Source organism: Paenibacillus sp. NMA1017, from assembly GCF_058895805.1.
The window spans coordinates 103982-128191 of record NZ_JBZXYR010000006.1 but is presented as its reverse complement, the minus strand read 5'-3'; the positions used below and the strand labels follow the sequence as shown (position 1 = coordinate 128191).

Below are 24210 nucleotides of genomic sequence, written 5' to 3'. Positions count from 1 at the left end.
GGTGTGCAGCGACCAAGCTGGCCGCCACACGTTTGTTTGTTACACTTCGGCTCCATTTTCTTCCGCCCAGCGGTTCAGGGTTTTATCTGTAGGAAGCAAGAAGGTTAAGATGCCGAGCAGTGGCAAAAAGCCGCACAGGAACATGATGTTGGTGATGCCTACTTTGTCGATCCAGTTACCAAGTACGAGTGCGCCCACCCCACCAAGACCAAAAGCCAGACCAGTAATGAGACCGGACACGGTCCCGATTTTACCAGGCACGAGCATCTGTGCATATACGACGGTGACCGAAAAGCTAGATAGCATAATAAATCCGATAATCGCAAGCAGGATTGCTGTCCAGAATTGGTTGGCATAGGGCAGCAGCAGCGCGAGTGGTGCAGCTAATACCATGGACAGAAAAATCATGTTGCGTTTACCGAAACGGTCCGCGAGCGGACCGCCAAAGAAGGTGCCCAGCGCTCCAGCCCCGAGGAATAGGAAAATGTAAAGCTGTGCATCAGCCAATGGCATTTTAAATACTTCCATCAGGTAAAACGAATAGTAGCTTCCGACCGAGGTCGAGTACCACGAACGGACGAATACCAGTAGAATGAGGACAATCATGGCAAACATAACGCGGTTACGCACTTCAGGCTTCATGCGGCGTGCCACCGCTTTTTTGCGTGCAATGCCTTCTGTACGCAGGACGTTACCGTACCAGCGGGCGATGAACGTTTGCACTACAATTCCCGCTGCCGCAATACCTGTGAACCAGATCGCACCAAATTGTCCCAACGGGATAAAAATCCAGCTCGTGAGCATCGGCGCCAGCGATTGGCCCGCATTGCCGCCAACTTGAAAAATGGATTGTGCCAATCCCCGACGCGGCCCGGCCGCCATATGGGATACGCGGGAGCCTTCAGGGTGAAAGGCAGCCGAACCCAGACCCACAAAGATGACTGCGATCAGCACCGCTTTATAATCGGCAGCGTAGGCGAGCAGCAGCATGCCAGTCAGCGTAAAGCCCATACCGATGGGAAGGATAGCGGGCGTAGGCCGTTTGTCTGAAAACAAGCCAATCACGGGCTGCATGATTGAAGCGGTAAAATTGATCGCGAATGAAATCCAGCCGATCTGCGTGTAGCTCAGGCTCATAGATTCCTTTAAGATCGGAAAGATCGCTGGAATGACCGATTGAATCGAGTCATTGAACAGATGGACGAAACTGATCGCAATCAGAATCGCAAAAACGGTGCCTTTCGCTTGTGGACCCGGGAGGGGGAGCGATCGGCCCGTTTCATTTTTTGTAGCAGATTTAGTAGTCATGGCATCCTCCGAATATGTATGTATATTTTAAGATATAGGAAGCGATCCGTTTGCAGCAAATGGCTGAAAGTGGGATTAAGGTCACCTTTACTCATTACTGCTTGCCCATCCTGCTGGATACTCTTCATTGCTCCATTTAGTTAGAATTTCTAAAATGACCTATCCAAATTCAAACATTTACCATCCTCAAAACCGATATATATGTGAGTATTTTGTATCAGTCTCAAGAGGCTTTCAAATCAGCAATATAGAGATCGAAGCGATCCAGTTCGTCTATATATTGTATTTTTGAGCGTTGGGAATGGAATTATGCAAGTTACTAATATGGAAATAGAGATAGAAAAGGGGAACCACGATGAGAAAAGCAGGGATGATTTTGCTGGCAGTATCCATGGTATGTGGAGCGGTGGTGGGAACTACGTTAAACACTGGAGAAACAGCAGTAGCGGCAAATGTAACGACGAACAACTCTTGGAAAAATGCTAAAATTATAGACGTGATCGACCGGAATAACTACATACTGGATGATGGTTCTTTATGGAGAAAAAGTATAGATGGCCCGGCTATTGAGAAATTGAATTTGAAGGGCATTACAGGCAGCAAAGACAAGAGTCAAGGTTATTATGGCTGGACCGAGGACGGGAAGGTAGCCATCTGGGATGATAACTCCGACCCAAAAGTGACGGCTCAATCCCCAGGAGTTAAAGAAATTACTGGTGAGGGTTTGGCTATTAAAACCGATGGGACGATCTCCTGGGGAAGAGAACAGATTGAGGGAATATCGGATGCTATAGACGGTGACAAGGTAAGTACCTACTTTACGGTTCTTACTCGATCCGGTGATGTATGGTATTCCACAGGGTACGCAGAATCCAAGCCCCGCAAGATAGGTCATGTAGACGGTGCGCTTGATATCAAAATGAGTACGGCTTATGCCGCGGTGCTGAAGGAAGACGGCCATGTCACGATGCTGGATATGCTGACGAATGAACCTCCGCGTGAAGTGGGAAGTGATATCGCTTCTATTTTATGGAAAAAGGGTACACATGTCTTGATTACTGTACATCATGATGGGACTGTATGGAGCTATGATCGGATGAAGAAATATCCAGCTGTGCAACTTAGCGGGTTATCTAATGTTGCACGGTTGGTTGATTCGCCTGACGAGCTTTTTGCACAATTAAAGGATGGCTCTTGGGTCGGCTATAAGGACGGAACCACGACTGCGCTGAGTTTGCCTACATTAACGGGTATGTCCTTGTTGACGACCTCCAAAGAGGCTGCGATCGGTGACAGTATTCAATTGAATGTACAGGAGAGGTATTCGAATGGCTATCGACTCACGCGGCATCCCGAAGCCAGTGAAATTGAAGTAGAGAAGCCCCAGGTTGCCGAGCTACAGCAGGACGGATCAGGCAAACTCAAAGTACGGGGTATTGGCAGCACAACCGTATCTCTGCGGAACGAAGGTATACCCTCTTCTTTTACACTAAAGGTTTCGTCCGATCAAACCTTGACCGGGGCGGCTATACTGAACGGCAATGTGTATTTGCCTGTGCAGTCTGTGTTCAAGACGCTGGGTGGATCTGTTACCGTGGCGAACCAGACCTTTACGATCAGGTTGGGTAAAAACAATATCGTACTCCAAAAAGGGAGTTCCACCGCGGTGGTCAATGGTAAACCTGTTGCACTGAAGGGCAAGGTTCAAACGGTTAACGGACAGGTTGTATTCCCGGGAACATTACTGACCGATCTGAACTTGGGCGGATTCAAATGGAATCGTGACCGTCAGCAAGGAGAATTATCTGTGGGCGCTACCAAGCTGGTCATTGAGACGCCGGAAACGGAAAAAATTATCAGAGCCATTGATCTGGGCAGTCTGTCCAAATTAATTGGCAAAACCTATTGGGTCAATAACTTCTATAGCGCTGGAGAGCGATTTGGCAAGGTAACAGTTAAAGACATCGAAGTCAGTACAGACCCGAACGGTGTTAAATCTTACGAAGTTATTTTCCAGGGGGCCAATGGCGAAACTTATGACACGTTTTCCATTATCGGAGCTTCACGCATTCCACAAATGCTGTCTGATTCCGATCAATTTCTGACTTACGATCCGTACAAGAAATACCAATGGTCGCAAGCCATCTGGAACAAAATTAAAAATAATGAGGTAGGCTTGGGTATGAATACGACGCAGGTGCAGTTCGCATGGGGAAACCCAACAGTCAGAGAAAAGGGGGCTGCTTCAAACGGAACTCAAGTCGAAGCCTGGGTATACGGTAATCGTAGTCTTTATTTCAAGGCAGTAGCTTTCGTGAATGGCAAAGTCATAGAAGTATGGCTGTAGGGTAGCTGGTTTTCTATAACGGTTTGAAAGAGGTATCTCCAGATTCGTATATACGAATCTTGGGATGCCTTTTTTTCATTTAACAAAACTAAGCTCTTGATTTAACAAACTTAAGATATGATTCTTTATGTCATACATCTTGTTATATAGATAATAGTTCCGTAGAGAAAGTATGAAGAGCACAAGAGAAGAGAGGATCTGATTTGAGAATGAAATCGCTAAGGAAACCATTATCAGTTGCATTACTATCTTTACCACTACTTCTAGGTTCCCTGGGTGGAAGTTATGCGAGTGCGGCAACCCTGCCAACAACGGTAACTCCAACAGAACCGTCGTGGGGATATTTCGTAGATCATTATAAAAATAATAGTTCTGCAAATAAGACGGAAAGCTCTAATCCGACCCTCGGGTTGCTCTCCGAATTTAATAAGCTTTGGACTCCCGGCGCTACCTGGGATACAGGTACCAAGCTAAACAGCAGCGTGCTGGACGCCAATATTCAAAAAGTGATTGATATCGCTGCCCGTCGCACTTCCAGTGAGGCCGATGCGGCTTATTTGGATGATCGCAGAAACCAGAGCTACAGTGTGATCGACGGTCTGGGTTCACTCACTGATGTATATCGAAAGAATGCAGGTGCCACGACAACGATCAACGACATTCCGGCAGATGCCCTGACTAAGAAATACGAAGATGAGGGAACGAATGCAGGGAGTACAAGCTCCAATCTAGGCAACATCGTAAATTTGGTAAATACCTTGCGCGGAGAATACTCTACGACGAACCCGGCTAAGTCTTACTTTAGCTATCCTCGTCCGTTTCGCTGGAGCGATAACTCAGTGATTGTTCCAAGCCTTATCCCCGCTCTCAAAGCTGATGCTACTAGCGATGGCGGCTTTCCTAGTGGTCATACCAATGCTGCGTATCTCAGTTCTATTGCTATGGCCTATGCCGTGCCGGAACGTTATCAGGAACTGCTGACACGAGCTTCGGAGCTGGGCAATAACCGTGTTGTTGCCGGTATGCATTCCCCGCTTGATGTTATGGGAGGGCGTGTCATGGCAACAGCGATGGCTGCTGCTATCCTGTCTGATCCAGCCAATAGCAGTTTGAAGAAAGCGGCTTATCAGGATGCTCGCAAACAACTGCTGTCTCAAAAAGGCACAGCTCCAGATCGGTTCAGCAATTATGCCACAAACAAAAAAAATTATAATCAACGATTAACATACGGATTCAGTCAGGTTAATCTAACTACGACGCCAATGACAGTGCCTAAGGGAGCCGAGGTACTGTTGGAGACACGCTTGCCTTACCTGGATAGCTCACAACGTCGTTGGGTTTTGGCTACTACAGGGATTCCTTCCGGCTATCCTGTACTTGATGATGCTGAGGGATGGGGACGATTGAACCTGTTTTCCGCTGCGGATGGCTACGGTGCTTTCGCCAATAATGTGACGGTGAATATGGACGCCTCCAAAGGCGGTTTCAATGCATTGGATCGCTGGCGCAACAATATCTCCGGTGTTGGAAAGCTGACTAAAAAGGGAACAGGTACGTTGAAGCTAATGGGCAACAATACGTATTCCGGTGGTACACAGATCGACCAAGGTACTTTGGAGGGAACTTCGGAAACGGCTTTCGGAAGTGGCGGAATTACGAATAACGGGGGAACTCTTCTTAAAAATGCATCTGGAAAGCTGATTATTGGCGGAAATTACAGACAATCTGCCAAGGGAACACTTGAGCTTAACCTGCGCAGTAAAAATGATGTGCTCAAAATGAAGGGAACAGCCATACTCAACGGAAAATTACGCCTGAATTTTTCTAACAAATATGTACCGGCTAATGGTGCTACGATCTTAACTTATGGTAAACGAAATGGAGCCTTTTCTTCGATTGAAACGGTAGGTTTACCAAGCAATTATAAAGTGAAGGTTATCTATACAGCTGACAGTGCTCAGTTGAAAGTCACTAAGTAAAACGTAATTAACTCGCTATACAACAATTGAAGTGCACCTTTAAAATACATGGGGATAAACCAGAAGGTTATTCCAACGTGTATTCTAGGGGTGCACTTTATTGTTTCATGATGGAAGTATTTTAACATTAATTTGTGGTCTGTTAAGTAATAATTATTCTGGATAAGGGTTATTTGAAACATTCTGACTAGTGATTACCTTATAATATTTATTTTCATTTGCTAATACGTTCATCGTCAGAAATAGCTTTCTTGATTACGCTTAAATACGATTGTAACGCAGATTTATTTGTATATCTTTCGTCAGCATAGAACGCTGATGGAAAATAAGCGTTAATATATATTTTTTCATTTTTAAGCCGAATTAATCCATATTCACTTTCAACGTTCTCGATAAATTCTACATGTATAGCTAAACCAAAAACACGCTTTCTTTCCCCGAGAAGTTCATCTGTTATAAACTTAGAATTAATACTACCAAATCTAATATTCGGTGTATCCGTGTTTGGTGTAGCGTTGCCGCTAAATGTAGAGATTGGGACTTCTGCTTTACCTGCAAAAGTAATTTCATTTGTAGGTTTTGGCTTATCATAGTTTACATAGTCAGGACAAGTAATACTATGCTTGCTGCCTTGATTATTCATGGTACTAAAAAAATTTGTACCATCTTTTCTTTCCGTAAATTTAATTTCAGCTTCACATCCATCAGTAACACAATATAAGTGTCCAATATACTGTGACTCGTAAAGGGTTTTGTCTAGTTGTTGATAATATTCTCTAATAATACTTATATATATGCAAATAATATAATCCGTAAAGAAAAGGTCCTGATCATTTAAATGATATCAGGGCCTTTTCTGTCTTAACGGTTATCGATCTTTTCCGGGTACATATCATGGTTCATCATACGGTGCTCCGCTATCTGTTCATACTTCGTTCCTGGCTTGCCGTAGTTGGTGTACGGGTCGATAGAGATACCGCCGCGTGGCGTGAATTTGCCCCATACTTCAATGTAGCGAGGGTCCATCAGCTTAATTAAGTCATTCATGATGATATTGACGCAGTCTTCATGGAAATCGCCGTGGTTACGGAAGCTGAACAGGTACAGCTTAAGGGATTTGCTTTCTACCATTTTAATATCGGGAATGTAGCTGATATAGATGGTTGCAAAATCAGGCTGTCCTGTAATCGGACACAGGCTGGTGAACTCCGGGCAATTGAACTTAACAAAATAATCCCGATACGGATGTTTATTATCAAAGCTTTCGAGAATGGCGGGATCATAGGCAAACGTGTATTGTGTGCCTTGATTGCCAAGCAGGGTAACGTCGGTCATTTCTTCGGGTGTTCTTCCAGTCATATGGATAAGGCTCCTTATAGTTGGTTTAGTGGTAAAAGGAATAGAGAGTTATGGTGATGGGGAGGTCGCTCCGCGAAGGATTTGAGCTTCCGATCGCTGTTGAAATGGGATTCTTTCTGATGATTTAAAAGATGTATAGGTTAGAATCCCATTTCAAAGGCGAACGCTAACGCTTCTCCAGCTTCAATTCCTCCGCTTCGCTGCCGACCGCCGTCACCACCATAAAGTCCTTGCTCGTTTACCTGTAGGTTGGGGGCAGAAGTGCTGTGTATCACATACAGCTCATACGGAATATATTACATATAAGTGTTATACGCCGCGTTTGTTGCCCCATACGAGGGTGTGGAGCTGCGGGAGTACTCTTACGTCGTTTAGTCGGGAATCGTCCATGACACGGTCGATAAGCCATTCATAACGATGGAGTAGGGACTCCGCAATCTGTCCGGTGTTCTCCGTGTTCACATCTGGATTACCCGTCTGGAGGAACAGCGGTACGTGTGGGTAGCGCTCGTGAACGATGCGGGCATAGGCAAGATCGGTGTCATCGAAGATGACGACCTTCAAGCTGCAAGCTCCGGTATAGAGCCGCGCAGATTCATTAGCGGGTTCCTTCAAGCATGTTGCGGTCGGGACGTTGGACGCCGCTCGGGACTCACCCGCCATCTTCCGGTTTGACAGACGGGCGACGATATCATCTAGCACGTCCCAGTTGGTCGTCATACCAGAGCTGGGCGGTTTCGGGGATAGGGTTACCTCATCGATATCGTACAGCCATTCCTGCCAACGGGAGCCTTGTGTTTCGACAGCGGTGGCAATGCCTTGACTGCGCAGCAGGGTGATTAGCTGCCCAAGCTGCGGTAGCAGGGCAGGATTGCCTCCAGAAAGGGTCACATGCGAAAAGCGTTCGCCGCCGATGGCCTTCAGCTCCTGCCAAATGTCCGTGGCACTCAGACGACGGATCTGATCCTTGGCGCTGCCGTCCCAGGTAAAGGCGGAGTCGCACCACGAGCAATGGTAATCGCAGCCTGCGGTGCGTACAAACATCGTTTTACGACCAATGACCATACCTTCGCCCTGAACAGTGGGACCAAACACCTCCAGTACGGGAATAGGGGCTATTTTGGTGCCGTGGGAGGCTGCCATGGGTTGGTGAGAAGTCACAGTATTACTCATCGAGCATCCACTCCCGTCGGAACTCGGCGTAGCTGGTAGGTGTCTCGAACAACCGTACAAACTCGGTACGTCCACCTTCGACACGGTTGCAGTATGCATCCGAGGTCAAGGCTGACTCCATTTGTTCAAAGATCCAGACGACCATATTTTCCGCCGTTGTATTCATTGGAGGAAGCGTCTCATTCAAGTAACGATGGTCCAGAAAAGGCTCAATTCGCTCTTTCCAGATCGTTTTGATGTCACCAAAATCCAGCGTTAGACCCGTTTCGCCCGGTATACCGCTTATGCCAAAAACGACGATATAGGTGTGTCCGTGCAGGTTTTTGCATTTGCCTTCGTAGCAGTGTAAATGATGTGCTGCATCGAATGTAAATTGTTTGCTGACTAATACACGTTTGCGGTGATAACGCAGCTGAGAGTGCTCAATGTCTGTCCCGAACTGCTGGAGCTTGTCGACAATACGAAAGGTACCTGGTTCACGCATGACCTTCAACTCCTTGGGATGAAGCTCCGCGCACCGCGAGATATTGCTCCAGTCCGGCACGGCGAAGTTTGCAAGCAGGGCATTCGCCACAGCCATCGCCAATGACGCCGTTATAGCACGTTAGTGTACGTGTTCTTACAAATTCAAAAGCTTTCAGCTCATCGGCCATATGCCAAGTTTCGGCCTTGTTCAACCACATGAGCGGGGTATGAATCACAAAGGGATAGTCCATCGAAAGGTTCAGTGTGACGTTCAGCGATTTGATAAAGGAATCCCGGCAATCGGGATAGCCGCTGAAATCCGTCTCACAAACGCCTGTAATGATGTGGCGCGCTCCTTTTTGCTTGGCGAGAACTCCCGCGAAGCTCAGGAACAGGAGGTTGCGACCGTCTACAAAGGTGCTCGGCAGTTCGCCTTCCTGTTGAGTAATGTCAATGTCGGTGCGTGTGAGGGCATTAGGGGCTAGTTGATTAAGCAGGCTCATATCCAATACCGTTTGAGGAACACCCAGCTCACGGGCGATTCCAGCGGCTACTTCGATTTCCTGCTTGTGGCGTTGACCGTAATCGAACGTCACGGTTTCTACTTCAGCAAAATGTTTTTTTGCCCAAAATAAACAGGTTGTGCTGTCTTGGCCGCCGCTGAAAACGACGACTGCTTTTTCGTTTGCAAACATAAAAAAACCTCTCGATCTTCTTGGAATGGTGCAAGACATGGAGTCTTGTCACTTGGAAGAAGGAGAGTTCTTGAACCGACTTCAACAAAAAACAGGCCTTGCCCCGCGAATTCATTTTTCTTGCGGAGGACAAAGCATCGTTAGTTTTTTATAGAGGGAGTTCGCGAACCTCTCCCATGCATGACGCATGGATTTTCTTCATTAGTATCTGTCACGAGGACAGACGGCTTTAGCATTGTCATTATAGCATGGCAGGGCTATTTGATAAACACTCCACCAAATGGAATGACTTCCCTTAAAAAGCGCTTGATCACGCCATCGTCGTTCATATCCTGTTGCAGCCGCCGATGATGTTCCCCGGCATGAAATAGTACGGTACCGTGTCCGGTCATTTTAAAATGATAGTTCATATGCTGGCTGGCCAGATGGTTGCCGTACACGGTCAACTCCAGTTTGGCGTTTTCGGGATAGGCAATGACGCTGCTCGCATCCACATATATCGGCTCTGTCGGATGAAGCTGTTCTTGACATACCAATCCCTGCGTCAAAAGACCGATTTGACCCACACCGTCGAATTTCATTTTTATAACATCGCGGCTAAACAACATATTTTTCATGCTTAGCAGTTTGGTACGCATTTGTATACCGGAGCTGTACCAAAAAAGGTTGCGAAAATCGTATAACAGATCATCGCTTCCTTCAAGCTTAATCATTTTCAGACTAAAGCCAGGAGGAAGTGCGGCAATTAGGCGACAAGCTCCTGTGAAATCGGCCTGAATCAGTTTGTGTTTGCGATACATGCCCTTAATATTCATCAGTTTGTCACTGCGGCCTGAGCTGGGCCCGCGGTATGCGATGATTTGCTGCGGATGCAGAACGTGCAGCTGTTCTCCTTCCGCCAGATCGAGCGTTACGACCGAACCGACGCTTTCATCATGGTGTTGTCCTGCTTGTATGTCCATTCAGACCTTTCATCCTTTCAGGCAGTTAGTATCTTCCCGAACGTCGACGCATCCCGTAACGCAACAGTCGGATACCGATAAAATAACCGGCCAGCAGAATTATAGCTGTGATGATGAGCATTTTATTTCGGTGTGAAGCCTGATCGCGCTGGGTTTGAAGATTTTTTAATTCTGTGACAGTGTCAGTCAGCTTGCGGTTTTGCTCCAGCAATTGGGCGTTTTGCTCTTGATAGGCTTCTAAGCTGTTACGGGCCTTCTCCAGATCCTCCTGTGTTTGTCGGTAGCTTTCCTTGAGCTGGTACACATCACCGGGAAGGCGCGAAAATTGCTCGAAGCCTTGGTACACATCATCCCAATAAGCAGCATGTACTTCGGGTACACGAGTTATCCCAAAAACAAACAAAAGTGCTATAGCAGCACAGACAATGCGGCGGTACAAAGCAAATCGAAAAGTTGGTCGTGGCAAGAGATGTTCCCCCTTTTGATAAACCAAGATGTTAGATGATACAGATCATTACCCATATGACATGGTTACGTATAATATGAAGATTCGGATGCAGATTTTAAAATAAACGGACGACAAATACAGAGAAAATGTTCTAAAAAAATCGATATATTAGTTTAAGTGTACCTTAAAACGGGTATATCAAGGAAGCGGCAACATTCCGGCATTTTTCCCAGCATACGAGTTAAGAACGATCCGCACCTGATCAGGGCTTAAGTTAAATATATGAACTGAAATATATTAAAAATTAATATAGAAGGAGATTTTGCAAGATGAATAAGAAAGAACAAAACTATAAAACTTTAAAAATTACTGTAAATGGAAAACCATTATCAAAGGATCTTGTCGTAGATAGCACTACTTTTGCCCCTATATCTGATATTTGCACAAAAACGAATGTTTCTTTAACAGAAACTACAATCGCATAAGTTTAAACATAGAAGTAGACTATAATATGGCCCGGCATACGCCGGGCTATTTTTGCGCGTTCATGTAATTCAAATGGTTTAAAATGTTATTTACCAAACTAGGCCCCCCTTCATAAAGATTCCCATGTATAATTTTCACAATCAAACATATGTTCCCTGACAATATAGTGTCAGATAACACTGTTAATTTAGAGTTACATGTTCTTTTAGGGGGAATTTACCAGTGGTGAAGTCAATGCTCAATGTAACGTACACATGGGACAAAGAGTCTATATCTGCGAATGGGTCCAAACAAGTAAATCTACTGATAGAATGGGGCTATGGAGCTATACGTAAAAGAAAAGGAAATCTAATACCGAAAGCAGCGGGATGTGACCTTCAACTCCAGTTCATTCCAGAAAACGAGGTAAGTCTATTAAAAGCTGAAGGGGTAAGGCTCGGTTTTAAACGCTCGGAAAACGGAGATTGCATGTTGGTTCACTGTGGTGATGTACGGCGGGGGAAATATAGACAGGCTATTTTAACGTTTTCTATACCGGCTCACTCGTCCGGAAGACATACGATTGGAATGATGGAGTGGAGTTGGCGCAAGCCATCGCAGGAAAAGCGAACGCTGATCCGGACAGACCAGCTCTACATCCATTTTACGCATCATCTTGGTCTGCTGAGCATTCCATCCAACCCGAAGGTGGAAAAATACATAAAACTGAATGAGACGTCCCCTATTGTAAAAAAGGCATTGCGTATGTACGAGAAAGGGGAATTTGAGCAAGGGGCGTTCATCCTTACCAGACAAGCAGATGAATTACTTATACGTGCAGCAAGAAGCGATGATATGGACTACCTGCAGGAAGCCGAGTTGCTTCTAGCTATACGTAATAAATGGAGCGGTACTTTTGTATCATTTACTGCGTATAGTTCTAAAGTCTTTTTTAATAAGCCGATAACGCTAGGAGATGTTCGTTTTACTGAAAATGATACTTTGAGATAGGCAATTATGCTAGTTTATTTGTGTAATATAGTGAGTCTAATTTACTATCTTTTTGTAAAGGAGAGACTTCCTTGACTGATCGGTTGATACGTTTAATGCGGATTATTACTATTGTTCAGGCAAATCCAGGGATATTGGCAAGAGAGCTTGCCGAACGTTGTGAAACATCAGAACGTACCATATACCGAGATATGGAGGCGCTAAGCGCTATGCATATTCCGATTACGAATATGGGGCATGGCAAGGGGTACATTTTTATTAGCAATTTTGCTTTGTATCCTCTGAATTGGACGGAAGAAGAGGCAGAGGCTTTTACTAAGCTGGGAGAGATTATGGAAACGGTAAAGCCTCTTTTACCGCCAGCTTTTGAAAGTGCTTATGAGAAAGTGATGGCCTCTAGTCAGAAAAAAAAGATGGACCAGACGAGCTTCGCGCAGGAAATGAAAAATATTGTCCGGCTCGGCTCGACACTTGATCGGGAAAACCAGCCCTATCTGCTCAGGCTGATTGTTTTGGCGAGTCTTACGCAGCAGACTATTGAAGCGGAATACAGCTCGCCTCAAAATGAAGATGTATCACTAGTTCAGGTGGATCCTTATTGTTTGGTCCCGCAGGATCGGCGATTCTATATGCTTGGTTTTTGTCACAAGCAATCCGCTATGAGAACCTTTCGGATCAGCCGATTTCGGAACATGAGAATTTTGCCGTATACGTTTCAAAAAAATACAACTGAAATGGAAATGTTTTTTAAAGGGACCTGGTCGGTGACCAAAGGAAATCAGAATATCCGGTTTGTGGTACGTTTTTCTGCCGAGTCTGTATATCGGGTTAAAGAAGAGGAACTGTTCATCAAGCCTTTTCTTAAGGATTTGCCGGATGGAAGTTTGTTGTTTGAGGTGACGGTCAATCATGACCGTGAATTTTTGGATTGGCTCACTTCCTATGGAGCTGAGGCCGAGATCCTGGAGCCTTTACGGTACCGAAAACGAATGCAAGAAATGCTGCGGACCTGGGGGGCATTCTATTACGATAAAAAGGCAGGAAATCAAGAATAACAGGGGGAGATCCCCCGGAACGGGCCGGGGAGCTATCCGCTTAACGGTCCTTAAACAGGTTGGCGAGATTGCCAAAAGGACTGTACTGCTCCTGCTCTTCTTCTGGTGAGGAGTAGACGAGCTTCGATCCACGGCTTTCCTCATCGTCAGCAGCATTATGAACTAATGTAATACGATCAAAATGGTACATGAAAACCTGAGCGGTGTTCACGGCATCATCCAGTGCCCGGTGTTGTTGACCGTCAAAGTCAATGTTGCACAATTCCAGCGCCTGAGACAGGCTCAACTGACGGTACTTTCCATTGGAACCAAACAGACGGGAAATCTGCTTCTGTATATCATTTGTATTATGAATCCATCCGAGATCTACATGATGGGTACGACAATGGGATACCAGCTTCTGACGGTCATCCGGGCCCCATGCGCATAAATAATAAGGGGAATCCGTACCGAGCCAGGCTATGAATTGCTTCACAGCTTCAGGAAATAGTGGAGCGGCATCAATGTCTCGTTGAGTAATACCCGTGAACTGAACGGTATCTGTAGAGAGTACAGGTCGATTCGAGGGTCTTACAAAACTATGAAACGTATCCGCAACGTATAGGCCATCGTCTCCCTGAACAACTTTGACGGCACCGATATCAATGATTTCGGAGGAATATCTGGCGTTACGACTAACAGTAAATTCAAGATCGTAAATAATGTATTGCATTTCTGGACTCCTTCCACACATATAACTGATCCCGATGGATATTGGGACGAATGTTCTCTGCCCGAATGACTCTTCTCCATCATACCTCTCGGTTCACAACTTGTCAGCGGTTAAAAGGTTTGCTTTTAAAAAAAATATGCGATGTCCAAATGAGCTTGGACTATCGCATATCTAAAAACGCCTGACATACAGCAGCATCCGAAACCACTAGGATTCCGGACGCTGCTTTTGCTAGCTATTGAATTAGGCCGGGAGGTCTAACTTTTGCCCCGGATAAATGCGGTGAGGATTCTTCAACTTATTCAACTGCTGAAGCTGTTGCCAGGTGGTACCATGTTTGCGGGAAATGTCATACAGCGTATCCCCGGATTTCACAACATATACATGGCTATTTGTAACTTGTGCAGAATCGGATGTTTGCTGTGGCTTGGCTGTTTGAGACTTTGCCGGTGCCGGTTTTGCGGGTGCTGGTTTCGCAGCCGGTGTAGGAACGGGTTGCGGCTTTTCCTGCACAGGTGCAGGTGTTGCGGTTGAGGCAGACGGCGCAGCTTGTGTGGCAGGGACAGACATTTTACCGTCAGCCTTGGCTTCTTGAATGCGACCGTCCGCTTGTACTTGCAGGCTAGCGGAGCCCACCTTTTGCATGTAGCGAATTAATGCCTCATCAAGCGAACCGAACATACCTGCCTGTGGATATTTAGCAAACATCGTATATTGGTCACCACCTACGGCAGTAAAATCATTGGTGGCCAGTGTGTAAGTTGCCTCAGGATCAAGTGTCTTTCCGCCGATCAGGATGGAATGAACACGGCTCCCTTTGGCTGCTGATGTGTCTATTTTGAACGAGATACCTGATACCTGCGGGAAACCTCCACTTGGCTCTGGATAGGAGGCTGTACCATTTTCCAGTGCGGCCTGAATGTCAGAGCCCTTCACTTTCAGGGTAACGATCTGGTTGCCGAAGGGCAGCACAGTGATGATGTCTCCCTTGGTTACCGTCCCCGTCTTGATGGAAGCCCGGATGCCGCCACCGTTCGTTAAAGCTACGTCTGCTCCCGAAACGTCACGCATAGCATCGGTGAGCAGGTCACCGAGATTGGTTTCACTCGCACGTACCTTTTCGCGTGCTCCTTCCAGATCCACACTCGTTTGCGTTACAACCTCTTTAAGAATAGGTTCCTGGTCCTTTTGAATGGAGGCGATCAATGCAGCAATTTCAGCGTCGGGCTGAACGTCGACTGCTTGAGTCGAATCAATCAGCTTGGCTTGCTTTTGCGTAACCTTACCGCCGTCAACCCATAAGTCCACAACACCCAGATACTTGGTGTATTCACCTGCGCTAGCGATCAATGTACCATTGTCATTAACCAAGCCTTTTTCCAGTACGGTATGGCTGTGTCCATCGATGAAAATATCAATGCCAGGCACTTCCTTAACAACCTTAAGGCTGGTGTCCTTACTAGACGCATCCTGCCCCAGGTGACCAAGAACAACAACGACATCTACTTTGCTGCGGATTTCATCAACAGCCGCTTTGGCCTCAGCCGCAGGGTCGGTGAATTGAATACCCTCCACATTTTTGGGATTAGTCTTATATGCCGTTTCTGGCGTAGTCAGACCGATAATACCGATTTTTACGCCGTCCACTTCTTTAATAACATAGGGTTTGAACAAACGTGTTCCGTCTGTTTGTTTAATATTGGCGCTGAGCACAGGGAACTGAATCTCCTTACTTAGCTCAACAAGATGCTTCCAACCATAATTAAACTCATGGTTACCCGGAACCATAGCATCATAGCGGAGCTTGTTAATCACTTTCACAATGCTCTCACCGTTAACCAAAGTAGCGAAGGTCGTTCCATGAACGGTATCCCCGTCATCCAGCAGCAATGTATTGGGATTGGAAGCCCGGTACTGATCAATGATACCCGCCAGCTTGGCGAATCCCATTTCCTTGTCGTTTGCGACCACGTGGGCATGGGTATCGTTCGTATGTAGGATGGTGATGTGTTTACCGCTGACTGGAGCCGTTGTCGTTCCCGCTGTTCCCACATTGCTTGCTGGGTCTGCTGCTGCTGTACCGAGACAACCAAGTAGAAGCGCGGCAGTCGTCAGAATCGACGAGAGTTTTTTCCATGAGTTCATGTTGTTCCTTCAACCTCCCATAAAATGAATGAATTAGAGAAACCGCTTACGACCACATTTTATCAGATGATTGTAAAAATAACTTCTATTTTATATCAAAGCATTAAATTTTTTTGAGATATCGGTTGTTAAATCCATCGTCTAGTTACCTATATTATAGAGGAAGCAATAAACAGCAGCTCATATAATAGGAACTAATGTTCTGATTTATGGTTAAAAAAAAGGGCAGTCTCTTTGGGCAGCCCGATCCGCGGTAAATAGTGATCCAACGTTTCGTCAGCTAGTGGCGGTTTTCCTTCACTCAGCAAAAGCACGGCAAACCGATTGGCCTGCTGTTCAAATTTTCCTGGGGAAAAGTAGGAGTGCTCCTCCATAAAAAAGCGGCTAATGCCTTTATGCAGTCGATCATGTCCCAATTCATGCGCACAGACGAACCGTTCCCATTCTGGTGTGAGGCCATTGTGGATAACGATAAATCTTCTACGCAGCTTGTGGTAATACAGCCCTTTGGTTGTGGGGCCTAGATCGCAGTATCGAATATGGATACCCAGGGCTTTGGCAATATCGAAGGGGCAGTTGGTACGGTATTTTCGGACAAGTTTGTGAATGAGTTCGTTCATACGCTCACCTGCTATCCCTGATCTTTGCCCGCTTGGGGCTCTTTGGGCTTTTTATGTTTGTTCATCTGCTTGGCTTCCCAGAACAGACCTGTCAGCACGTCCTTGATCCGTTGACGATCTTTTTCATCCAGTGGAATGCCGTCAAACATTAATTCGTCGTCTTCCTCCAGCATTTTTTTAAAATCCCGGCGGTCTTTGGAGGTTGCCCATTCCGGCACAGTAGATTGATAAAGTTCATGTGGATTTTGCTCTATTGAATCATCGTCTCCCCAATATCCGGCGGCCTTCATCATTTCGGTATAGGATACGCTAAGCGCGTCCGCTATTTTGCGGAGAGTGGAGGGTTTGGGGATTCCGCGCAGTCCATTTTCAATGCGGGAAATTTGTGAATTGCTAATCCCTGCAGCATCTGCCAACTGGTTGATGCTCCATTGTTTGTGCTCACGCTGCTGTTTTAAGTAAGTTCCGAATGCTGGCTGTTCCACAATGGGGACTCCTTTCTGCAAGAGAATCATAGAAATTAGTTTCATTATACCATTAGGTAAATAGTAAAAGCACGTAATATGCCAAAAGGCATAGGAAAATAAAGCGAATATCCTGTTTTTGGAGCTATACTGCTTTTTTTGACGATGGATACCTATCCTAAATAATGTTATGTTATACTCAAGATACGAACATAAGGGGAACAAATTGTAAACATGAGCGTTTTTCTATATCAGGATTTTGCAAAATTCGATTCCAGTCGCTTCGAAGTGCAAAATCCTCATTTAAAAATACATCATTGTCAAAAGGCATAAGATAAGGAGTGTTGCTTTACATGAGAAATAACTTACCCGAATTGGACCGTCGCAAAACGCAGAATGCATTGGAGGGTGTGTTTGAGAAATACCGGATTTATAAAACAATTACCTTCATGGATCGGGAAAGCTTTATTACTGCTGGCTATACGGATCGCCCGAACGGTCCAACGAATGTGACAAGTGATCCAACGGCCCGGACAGCTGTATATAATGTAGATGCTCCTGCCGCTCGCTTGGCCTACTGCGAAATGGTGGATGCCGTAGTGAGTCGCTTGAATGAACGCGAACAGCTGCTCATCCGTGAACGTTATTTAAAGGATGACGATGTGTTTGATTACAAGGTTTACAATTATGTGTTAGACCCGCCAGTCAGCAAGGATACGTATACGAAGCTTCGCACGCGTGCTTTTTACAAAATGGCGCTTGCACTGGCGGACCAAGGCGTTTTGAATCTGGCAGGCTTGCAGAAGGGCGCGGATCGAAAATTGGGTTAGTGTAATAATTATCCATTCGTTCTCATTTCTATTTTAAAATAGTTTCCTAAAAGGCTTTGATTTCCTGTAATAACAGGGATCAAGGTCTTTTTTTATAATAAGAACACACGTTCTCTAAAAACCTCCCAACATCATCCCTAGTCTCTGCTTTTATCGTCCATTTCCCCGGCAACGCATTCGTTATTAGGGTGTAAGATTATATCATCGGGAATCAAGACAAGAGGACATACCGAAGACACACACAGTCAAACGTTAGCCGGCCATTAGGGCCGGTTTTTTCATGCGGTGATCGTCTCTGTCGGTTCCCGAGAATTCGTTAAATAGAAAGGAGGAGTCGTGTTGCCTAAGCAAGGGATGCTGCAATGCATGAGTACGAGGCTGCGCCGGATGAGAACACGGAAGTGGAAAAAAGCCTGGCTGAATAGCCACAACATGCGAACGCAGGGTACGCAAAGGTGGCATGCCGCAGGATGAGACAAGCCTTTAAGCAAAAGCTCATTGAAATTATTCCAGCGCTGCAAGGGCGTGTATACGATGTTCAGCCACCGTCGCAGACGGCAGAGGAGCCGTATGCTGTTATGGCGCTGGGCGAGGAAATCTGGAAGTCTTCCTGGGCCGGCTATCGGCAGGTTGTTCGCATCAAGCTGTACGCAGGACAAGCCGGGCTGGCGCAGGCTGATGTATGGGCGAATGCCCTGATTGCCGGGCTGCACCGTGAACCAGTGACAGGTGCAGGTGAGGACACATCGGCTTTTACCGCGCACTATTTGGGCGTGCGGGATGCAGAAAAGCTGGACACCGTTACGGGGAAGGCCTATAGAACGTTGCGTTTTGGCGTGTATGTGCCTGAGACGGAAGGTGGTTCGGCCGTTCCAGCAAGCGGTGCTACACAGCCAGAAGAGTGGCTGGCCGCGCTGGTCCGCTGGACGCAGAAGCAACTGGGCGAAACGTGGTCGGTATACGCCGACGCTTGGCCCGCACAGCCGGGGCGGCAAGCGGTACTGTGGCGGATGAGCGGCTGCGAAACTAGGATGGCGGGAGCCTCCATGTATGAGCTGCGCAAACGGTTCATCGGGCATATTACTGCCCCAGACACCACTGAAGAAAACCGCGCAGCTTCCGCACTGATCGAGGGCTTTGCCGCTCAAATCCAGCTTCCTCTGGATCAGGACAAGGGCCGTTATATGTCTACAGCTGAAGCTTCAGCCGATTTGCAGGCGGATGCCATTTTAGATGGTCAGCTTCGGCTGATGCTGGTACAGCGGCGTATGCGCCCGGCTGAGGAAGCGGCGTTGATTCGCAGAGTGGAAATTCATCCAATTTTGAAATGAGGTGGTCCGAGTGACCTTGGAAAACCATGAGAAGGCCCCGGTACATGCCGGGCAGGAAGCAAGTGGCCCCCGCTATACGCTGGAGGAGCTAAAGGAGCACGCAGAACAATTGTTTTCCATAAAAGAAGAAGTGCTGGCAGGCGCCTTTTTTGGCACACAGGACAAGCTGTTTACGGTAGCAGAAGCACACACTAAAATCGAACAATTTATGAAAGCGAAGGTGGACTAATTATGGCAGGCGGAACATGGGAAAACACGAATAAACCGGTATTGCCGGGTTTGTATATGAATTTTCAGGCAGCAGCAGCTTCAGCGATTCAAGGTGGGTCGCGTGGTACGGTCGTTGTACCCGTTAAGGCGAATTGGGGCCCTGTACGTGAGTTTGTAGAGATCGGCAGTGAAACGGCAATCAGCCAAATCTTTTCGGGAGACAGTCTGGACGGTGCGACCGCGTATTCGACGCTGTATCTGGCTTTGCTGGGTGGTCCGAAAAAGCTGTTAGCCTACCGTTTGGCAGATGATACAGCTGCTGAAGCATCTGTGACGCTGAAAAGCGGCGGTGCGACCCCGGCGGATGTGCTGCGCCTGAAGGCTTTGTACACAGGTAGCCGTGGTAATGGTTTTGCTGTAACTGTACAGCCAACTTTGGGTGATGAGCAAGCTCGTGAAGTGCGCCTTTATGAAGGAACCAAGCTGCTAGGCACGTACAAAGGCAGTGACGGTACGGCTGCCTCTATTGCCAAGGCCATGAACGAGAACAGCGAAAACGTATGGGTGAAGGCCGAGGTTGTCGGCGACGGCGGCATTCCGGTGGATGTCAGCGGCGTACACCTTACTGGCGGCAACAGCGGCAATAGCAAGCTGGTTAATGCCGATTACATCGCGATGCAGGAGGCACTTGAAGGACAGGAATTTAATGTCTTGGCCCTGGATTATGCAGCTGATTTGGCATTGCTGCAAAGCTTTGCTGCTTGGATCAAACGTGTCCGCAACGAAGGTAAAGGCGTAATCGCTGTATTCGGCGGTTCTGCGGCAGATGATGTGTCCAAAACAGCCGTCAGCTTGGCCTCTGCACGTTCTCTGGCACTGAACCATGAAGGCATCGTGAACGTCGGTACAGGCGTACGTCTGGCAGGTACGGACTACAGTTCTGCCCAAACGGCTGCTTATGTAGCTGGCCTGATTGCAGGCCAACGTCTGAATCAATCGGCAACGTATGCCGTTACGCCTTTTGAGGATGTAACCCGCCGCTGGACACGTTCCGAGCAGGAGCAGGCTGTCCGTAACGGTGTCTTCCTGCTGTTCTTCGACGGCCGTCAGGTCAAAGCGCTGCGTGGCATCAACAGCTTGGTGAATCCATCTGCCGGGCAAAACAACGCATGGAAGAAAATCCGCTCCATCCGCGTTATGGACGCTATTAACGCTGACTTGCAGCGTGCAGCCGAAGAGACTTACATCGGCAAAATCAACAACACGGTGGAAGGTCGTCTGGCGCTTATCGGTGCAATCAAAGAATACTTAGCACAGCTGTCGCTGAGCAACGTCATCGAAGCAGACGGCTACGATGTCATTCTCGACCCGGCTTACTACGGCGATGCGCCAGTCATCAAACCGGAGCCGGATCAAGTGTTCCTGCAATGGAACGTGAAGCTCACCGATGTGATGGAGCAACTGTTCGGCACATTTTACGTGCAATAAATAAGCATTTTACGTGTATGAGCATTTCGCAGCCATTCAGCAGGAATAAAGTAGCTTGTTAACAACGAGGATTTTGTGAAATCCCGAACTATATTATGGATTATTTTGAGGAGGAAAAATAAATGTTGGATGCTTCAAGAGTCATTTTAGGTACGTATGGTCAGGCATATATTGATGGGGTATGGCAGACACATATTAATAAGCTGGAAGCCAGCGTGGAAATTGATAAAAGAGAACTGAATCTGGTAGGTAATACCTGGAAAGTGCATAAAAATGGAGCTAAAAAAGGTACTGGAACGATGAGTGGTTACAAAGTAACTTCTGATATGATCCGTCGCGGTTTTGAAAAATTCGATATTATTTCCAAGCTGGACGATCCCGAATCTTTTGGACATGAACGTGTTCGTTTGATTCGCTGCATGCCAGATAAGATTCAGTTGGCTAATTGGACTGCAGGAGAAGAAGTGCCAGAAGAAACGACCTTCACTTTCGAAGGTTATGAGCTTCTTGATCCGATTGTAGCAAACTAAATTGAAAAACGGGGGATGGGATGCTGTCAGGCATTCCATTCCCCAAATACAAATGAACAATAAGGGAGAATGACTTATGAGCTTGCCTGAAAATATGTCAGAAGAACAAATTTTAGATAGTCTTTTTGAAGCTGCAGACAAATTACCTGAGGAAACTGTTCGAATTCAACGCCTGGATATGCTTCTCACACTTCGTGGTTTGACGTCCAACAAAGTAGATAGTATTCGTGAACGGTGCACAATTCGTAAAACCATTAAAGGCCGTGTGGATGAAAAAGTAGATACAGAAACATTTAATGCATTGCTTATCTCTGAAGCTACGGCTGGTCTAGAGGTAAAAGGTCTGCAAATTAATGGATGGGGTGATCCGCGAATTACTAGCCGGCTTAAATTGTCCGGTGGTGAACAGGCTGTTCGCCGTATGCTTCTGGCAGGGGAACTGGATGCGGTAGGTGACAAAGTTCTGGAACTGTCCGGCTTCGGTGTGGAAATTGATGATCTAAAAAACTGATTCGCTCCGGCGGAATGACGACTGTGCTGTATCATCTGTGGATACGGCATCATCTCCGTCCCGGAGAGTTTTGGTCCTTAAACAGAGGGGAAAAATCCATGTTAATCGCTTTTGCAGAAGAGGAACTGGACGCATTGTCAAAACAAATACAGCAATAATAGATACGCAAGGAGGTGAGTAGATGGCAGGCTCAAGTAACTATAGAGTTAATATTGTTACAGATGTAGAGGATTTAATCATTACAAACCGGGAACTTAAAGCGACAAGTCGCTATATTGAGCAGATACAAAGGCTTTCTGATCGCTTAGGTCGTACCCGTTATCAGAGTTTGATTAAGCTAAATACGGAACTCAAGTATATGCATAGGCATCTAGGTAATATTTACAGCCTAGCTATTCGTCTTAGTCGGCTACGAATTAGGCCAAAAGTCTTTCTGATTGATAAGGCGACTCCAGTGCTCGAAGCGCTTATCAGAAAGCTAAAAAGTCTTAAGGATGCCTATATTGTTGCACGTGCTAAAACGGGCATTGATCAAGACGATACAAATAAGAAGAGAGCTAAGGGCGGCAACAGGGGAAATAATTTAAATGTTTCCAATATAGTGAACAAGTCTATCAGTGTTACTGCAAATATAGAAATAAAAGATCCTAAATTTGACTTTAACTTTAATTATGATATTAAGGTAAAACCACCAAGATTGAATATTAGAGTTGCAGCTCCAAAATATGCGCCTAAGATCAATGTAAAAACAGGTCCTATTCGAGTTTCTCCAAAAATTAAGGTGATCTGTGATTGTTGCTGTGGGAAAAAAGGAAACAATAAGAAAAGTATTGCTGAACAAGATGGACCTGATGGTAAAAGCAAAAACAAAAATAAGAACAACAAAAAAAATCCTGGAAAGAAACAAGGACTTCCTAAGCTGTGGGAAACGATAAAACGTATTTTTACCACAAAGCCTGGCTCTAAGCCTCATAAGCCAGGAGTTCCAGGAGGACCGAATGGAAATAAGGGGACACTTGGAAAAATCTTTGATTTCAGTAAAAAAATACTTGGTGAAAATCCAGGAAATATGCTTAAAAAGATAGGCAAGGGAGCAATGAAGGGGGGCAAGAAGCTGCTTGGCCCAATTAGCATAGTATTAGATATTGTAGACATTGCTACTGCTTCGCCGGAAGAACGTCCGGCTGCTATTACATCAGCAGTTTTAGGAAGTAGTCTTACCACAGCTGGTGCAGCTATTGGTACAATGATTGCTCCGGGTATAGGTACTGTAATTGGTGGTCTTATTGGTGCAATTGCTAGTGTTATAGTAGATAGTTTAGCAGGTGAATGGTTAGCTCAAAAGTTCTCTGAAATGAGTGATTGGGCCGGAGAAAAAGCTACTTCTGCAATGGACTGGGTTGGAGAAAAAGCTATTGGTGCAAAGGATTGGATTGGCGAGAAAGCAAGTGTTGCGAAGGATTGGGTTGGTGAAAAAGCTTCCCAAGCTACAGATTGGATGAGTAATAAAGCATCTGATGTCAGTAATTGGTTTTCTAGTCAAACAGAAAGTTTGAAAAGTGACTTCTCTAATTTGTTTGGTTACTCAAATAAACCTGAAAATTCACAACCTGCTGTTTCTGTAATTAAGGCCTCACAATCTTATAATCCCGCTTCGACTGTACCTGGGGCTTCATTAGCTCTGTCAAGATTTCCTTCGGTTGATCCAGGACTGCCATTACCATCTTTTATCCAGCATGCCCAAAACCGCTCCAAGGTAATTCAAGGCATGGGGCCAGGTGGTTCACAGATTCCTACGATGAGTGGAGGAAAGCCAACTCCGCAGCTCGTGCAAATAACGGATGAACAAATGAGTAGCTTCTCCGGTTTTCTCAAAGACTTCAAGACAGAAACGAACAACCAAATCAGTGTAACATTGCCTCCGGGAGCAGTACAGGTAACAGTTCAAGAAGATTCTATTGATTTCGACACAATGGCACTTCAAGTGGGACACCGGATTGTAAATGAGGTGCGACAGGCAATTATTAATAGAGGTGGAGGGGACAATAGTTCCCTTAAAAAAGGTAAAGCTGTACTAGCCTAACGTAAATCTATCATAGTAG

Annotated in this window: 24 protein-coding genes and 1 riboswitch; of the genes, 12 read left to right on the top strand and 12 right to left on the bottom strand. The window is 46.1% G+C overall.

Annotated elements, in window-relative coordinates; all coding sequences use genetic code 11:
- Positions 1-39 precede the first annotated feature (39 nt).
- The gene (locus AC5ELV_RS16540) at positions 40-1308 is read right to left on the bottom strand and encodes an MFS transporter (protein WP_493431042.1); all 1269 of its coding nucleotides are present in this window, start codon (positions 1306-1308) and stop codon (positions 40-42) included.
- 355 nt (positions 1309-1663) lie between these two features.
- Here AC5ELV_RS16540 and AC5ELV_RS16535 point away from each other — a divergent pair, with 355 nt between their 5' ends.
- Together AC5ELV_RS16535 and AC5ELV_RS16530 are read left to right on the top strand one after the other, a co-directional pair.
- Entirely contained in the window at positions 1664-3655 is a 1992-nt protein-coding gene (locus AC5ELV_RS16535; protein ID WP_493431041.1) for a stalk domain-containing protein, read from the top strand.
- A gap of 209 nt (positions 3656-3864) precedes the next feature.
- The gene (locus AC5ELV_RS16530; protein ID WP_493431138.1) at positions 3865-5634 is read left to right on the top strand and encodes an acid phosphatase; all 1770 of its coding nucleotides are present in this window, start codon (positions 3865-3867) and stop codon (positions 5632-5634) included.
- A gap of 214 nt (positions 5635-5848) precedes the next feature.
- On the opposite strand, the gene AC5ELV_RS16525 is transcribed toward AC5ELV_RS16530, so the two are convergent.
- From AC5ELV_RS16525 to AC5ELV_RS16495, 7 genes are all read right to left on the bottom strand, one after another.
- Entirely contained in the window at positions 5849-6277 is a 429-nt protein-coding gene (locus AC5ELV_RS16525; protein WP_493431040.1) for a hypothetical protein, read from the bottom strand.
- 218 nt (positions 6278-6495) lie between these two features.
- The gene (queF, locus tag AC5ELV_RS16520; protein WP_013309106.1) at positions 6496-6993 is read right to left on the bottom strand and encodes a preQ(1) synthase; all 498 of its coding nucleotides are present in this window, start codon (positions 6991-6993) and stop codon (positions 6496-6498) included.
- Between the two features lie 309 nt (positions 6994-7302).
- Positions 7303-8166, bottom strand: a complete 864-nt coding sequence (queE, locus tag AC5ELV_RS16515) for a 7-carboxy-7-deazaguanine synthase QueE (RefSeq protein ID WP_493431039.1) — start codon at positions 8164-8166, stop codon at positions 7303-7305.
- Complete coding sequence (gene queD / locus AC5ELV_RS16510; protein WP_025720580.1) at positions 8159-8650, bottom strand: 6-carboxytetrahydropterin synthase QueD; 492 nt, start codon at positions 8648-8650, stop codon at positions 8159-8161. Before queD ends, queE begins: the two co-directional genes overlap by 8 nt.
- Entirely contained in the window at positions 8643-9326 is a 684-nt protein-coding gene (gene queC, locus AC5ELV_RS16505) for a 7-cyano-7-deazaguanine synthase QueC (protein ID WP_025720578.1), read from the bottom strand. The genes queD and queC overlap by 8 nt, the downstream gene beginning before the upstream one ends.
- A 134-nt stretch (positions 9327-9460) precedes the next feature.
- Positions 9461-9504, bottom strand: a riboswitch (PreQ1 riboswitch).
- A gap of 79 nt (positions 9505-9583) precedes the next feature.
- Entirely contained in the window at positions 9584-10288 is a 705-nt protein-coding gene (locus tag AC5ELV_RS16500) for an AIM24 family protein (RefSeq protein ID WP_493431038.1), read from the bottom strand.
- A gap of 25 nt (positions 10289-10313) precedes the next feature.
- Positions 10314-10754: an SH3 domain-containing protein gene (locus AC5ELV_RS16495; RefSeq protein ID WP_493431037.1), complete on the bottom strand. Its 441-nt coding sequence runs from the start codon at positions 10752-10754 to the stop codon at positions 10314-10316.
- 311 nt (positions 10755-11065) lie between these two features.
- On the opposite strand from AC5ELV_RS16495, the gene AC5ELV_RS16490 reads away from it, so the two are divergent.
- The 3 genes from AC5ELV_RS16490 to AC5ELV_RS16480 all read left to right on the top strand — a co-directional run bounded on the left by AC5ELV_RS16490 (position 11066) and on the right by AC5ELV_RS16480 (position 13267).
- Positions 11066-11221 (top strand): hypothetical protein, encoded by a 156-nt coding sequence (locus AC5ELV_RS16490; protein WP_493431036.1) that lies wholly within the window; start codon positions 11066-11068, stop codon positions 11219-11221.
- Between the two features lie 223 nt (positions 11222-11444).
- Positions 11445-12212, top strand: a complete 768-nt coding sequence (locus tag AC5ELV_RS16485; RefSeq protein WP_493431035.1) for a hypothetical protein — start codon at positions 11445-11447, stop codon at positions 12210-12212.
- A 71-nt stretch (positions 12213-12283) separates the two neighbouring features.
- Positions 12284-13267 (top strand): helix-turn-helix transcriptional regulator, encoded by a 984-nt coding sequence (locus tag AC5ELV_RS16480; RefSeq protein ID WP_493431034.1) that lies wholly within the window; start codon positions 12284-12286, stop codon positions 13265-13267.
- A gap of 40 nt (positions 13268-13307) precedes the next feature.
- Here the strand turns inward: AC5ELV_RS16480 and AC5ELV_RS16475 are convergent, their stop codons facing one another.
- The 4 genes from AC5ELV_RS16475 to AC5ELV_RS16460 form a co-directional block, all read right to left on the bottom strand.
- Positions 13308-13979 (bottom strand): 3'-5' exonuclease, encoded by a 672-nt coding sequence (locus AC5ELV_RS16475; RefSeq protein WP_307348270.1) that lies wholly within the window; start codon positions 13977-13979, stop codon positions 13308-13310.
- A 243-nt stretch (positions 13980-14222) separates the two neighbouring features.
- Positions 14223-16124, bottom strand: a complete 1902-nt coding sequence (locus AC5ELV_RS16470) for a 5'-nucleotidase C-terminal domain-containing protein (RefSeq protein WP_493431033.1) — start codon at positions 16122-16124, stop codon at positions 14223-14225.
- Between the two features lie 194 nt (positions 16125-16318).
- Complete coding sequence (locus AC5ELV_RS16465; RefSeq protein ID WP_493431032.1) at positions 16319-16744, bottom strand: ImmA/IrrE family metallo-endopeptidase; 426 nt, start codon at positions 16742-16744, stop codon at positions 16319-16321.
- A gap of 11 nt (positions 16745-16755) precedes the next feature.
- The gene (locus tag AC5ELV_RS16460; protein ID WP_493431031.1) at positions 16756-17229 is read right to left on the bottom strand and encodes a helix-turn-helix domain-containing protein; all 474 of its coding nucleotides are present in this window, start codon (positions 17227-17229) and stop codon (positions 16756-16758) included.
- Positions 17230-17561: 332 nt separating this feature from the next.
- Here AC5ELV_RS16460 and AC5ELV_RS16455 point away from each other — a divergent pair, with 332 nt between their 5' ends.
- The 7 genes from AC5ELV_RS16455 (at position 17562) to AC5ELV_RS16425 (ending at position 24191) form a co-directional block, all read left to right on the top strand.
- On the top strand, positions 17562-18038 hold the full coding sequence (locus AC5ELV_RS16455; protein WP_013309118.1) for an ArpU family phage packaging/lysis transcriptional regulator: 477 nt from the start codon (positions 17562-17564) through the stop codon (positions 18036-18038).
- Positions 18039-18508: 470 nt separating this feature from the next.
- Positions 18509-19369: a hypothetical protein gene (locus AC5ELV_RS16450; protein ID WP_493431030.1), complete on the top strand. Its 861-nt coding sequence runs from the start codon at positions 18509-18511 to the stop codon at positions 19367-19369.
- 10 nt (positions 19370-19379) lie between these two features.
- On the top strand, positions 19380-19598 hold the full coding sequence (locus tag AC5ELV_RS16445) for a YqzN/YkzM domain-containing protein (RefSeq protein WP_493431029.1): 219 nt from the start codon (positions 19380-19382) through the stop codon (positions 19596-19598).
- A gap of 2 nt (positions 19599-19600) precedes the next feature.
- Positions 19601-21067: a phage tail sheath family protein gene (locus AC5ELV_RS16440; protein ID WP_493431028.1), complete on the top strand. Its 1467-nt coding sequence runs from the start codon at positions 19601-19603 to the stop codon at positions 21065-21067.
- Between the two features lie 122 nt (positions 21068-21189).
- The gene (locus AC5ELV_RS16435; protein WP_025720555.1) at positions 21190-21597 is read left to right on the top strand and encodes a phage tail tube protein; all 408 of its coding nucleotides are present in this window, start codon (positions 21190-21192) and stop codon (positions 21595-21597) included.
- A gap of 76 nt (positions 21598-21673) precedes the next feature.
- Complete coding sequence (locus AC5ELV_RS16430; protein WP_025678604.1) at positions 21674-22108, top strand: phage tail assembly chaperone; 435 nt, start codon at positions 21674-21676, stop codon at positions 22106-22108.
- 181 nt (positions 22109-22289) lie between these two features.
- A complete protein-coding gene (locus AC5ELV_RS16425) occupies positions 22290-24191 on the top strand; it encodes a hypothetical protein (protein ID WP_493431027.1) in 1902 nt (633 codons plus the stop codon).
- Positions 24192-24210: the final 19 nt, after the last annotated feature.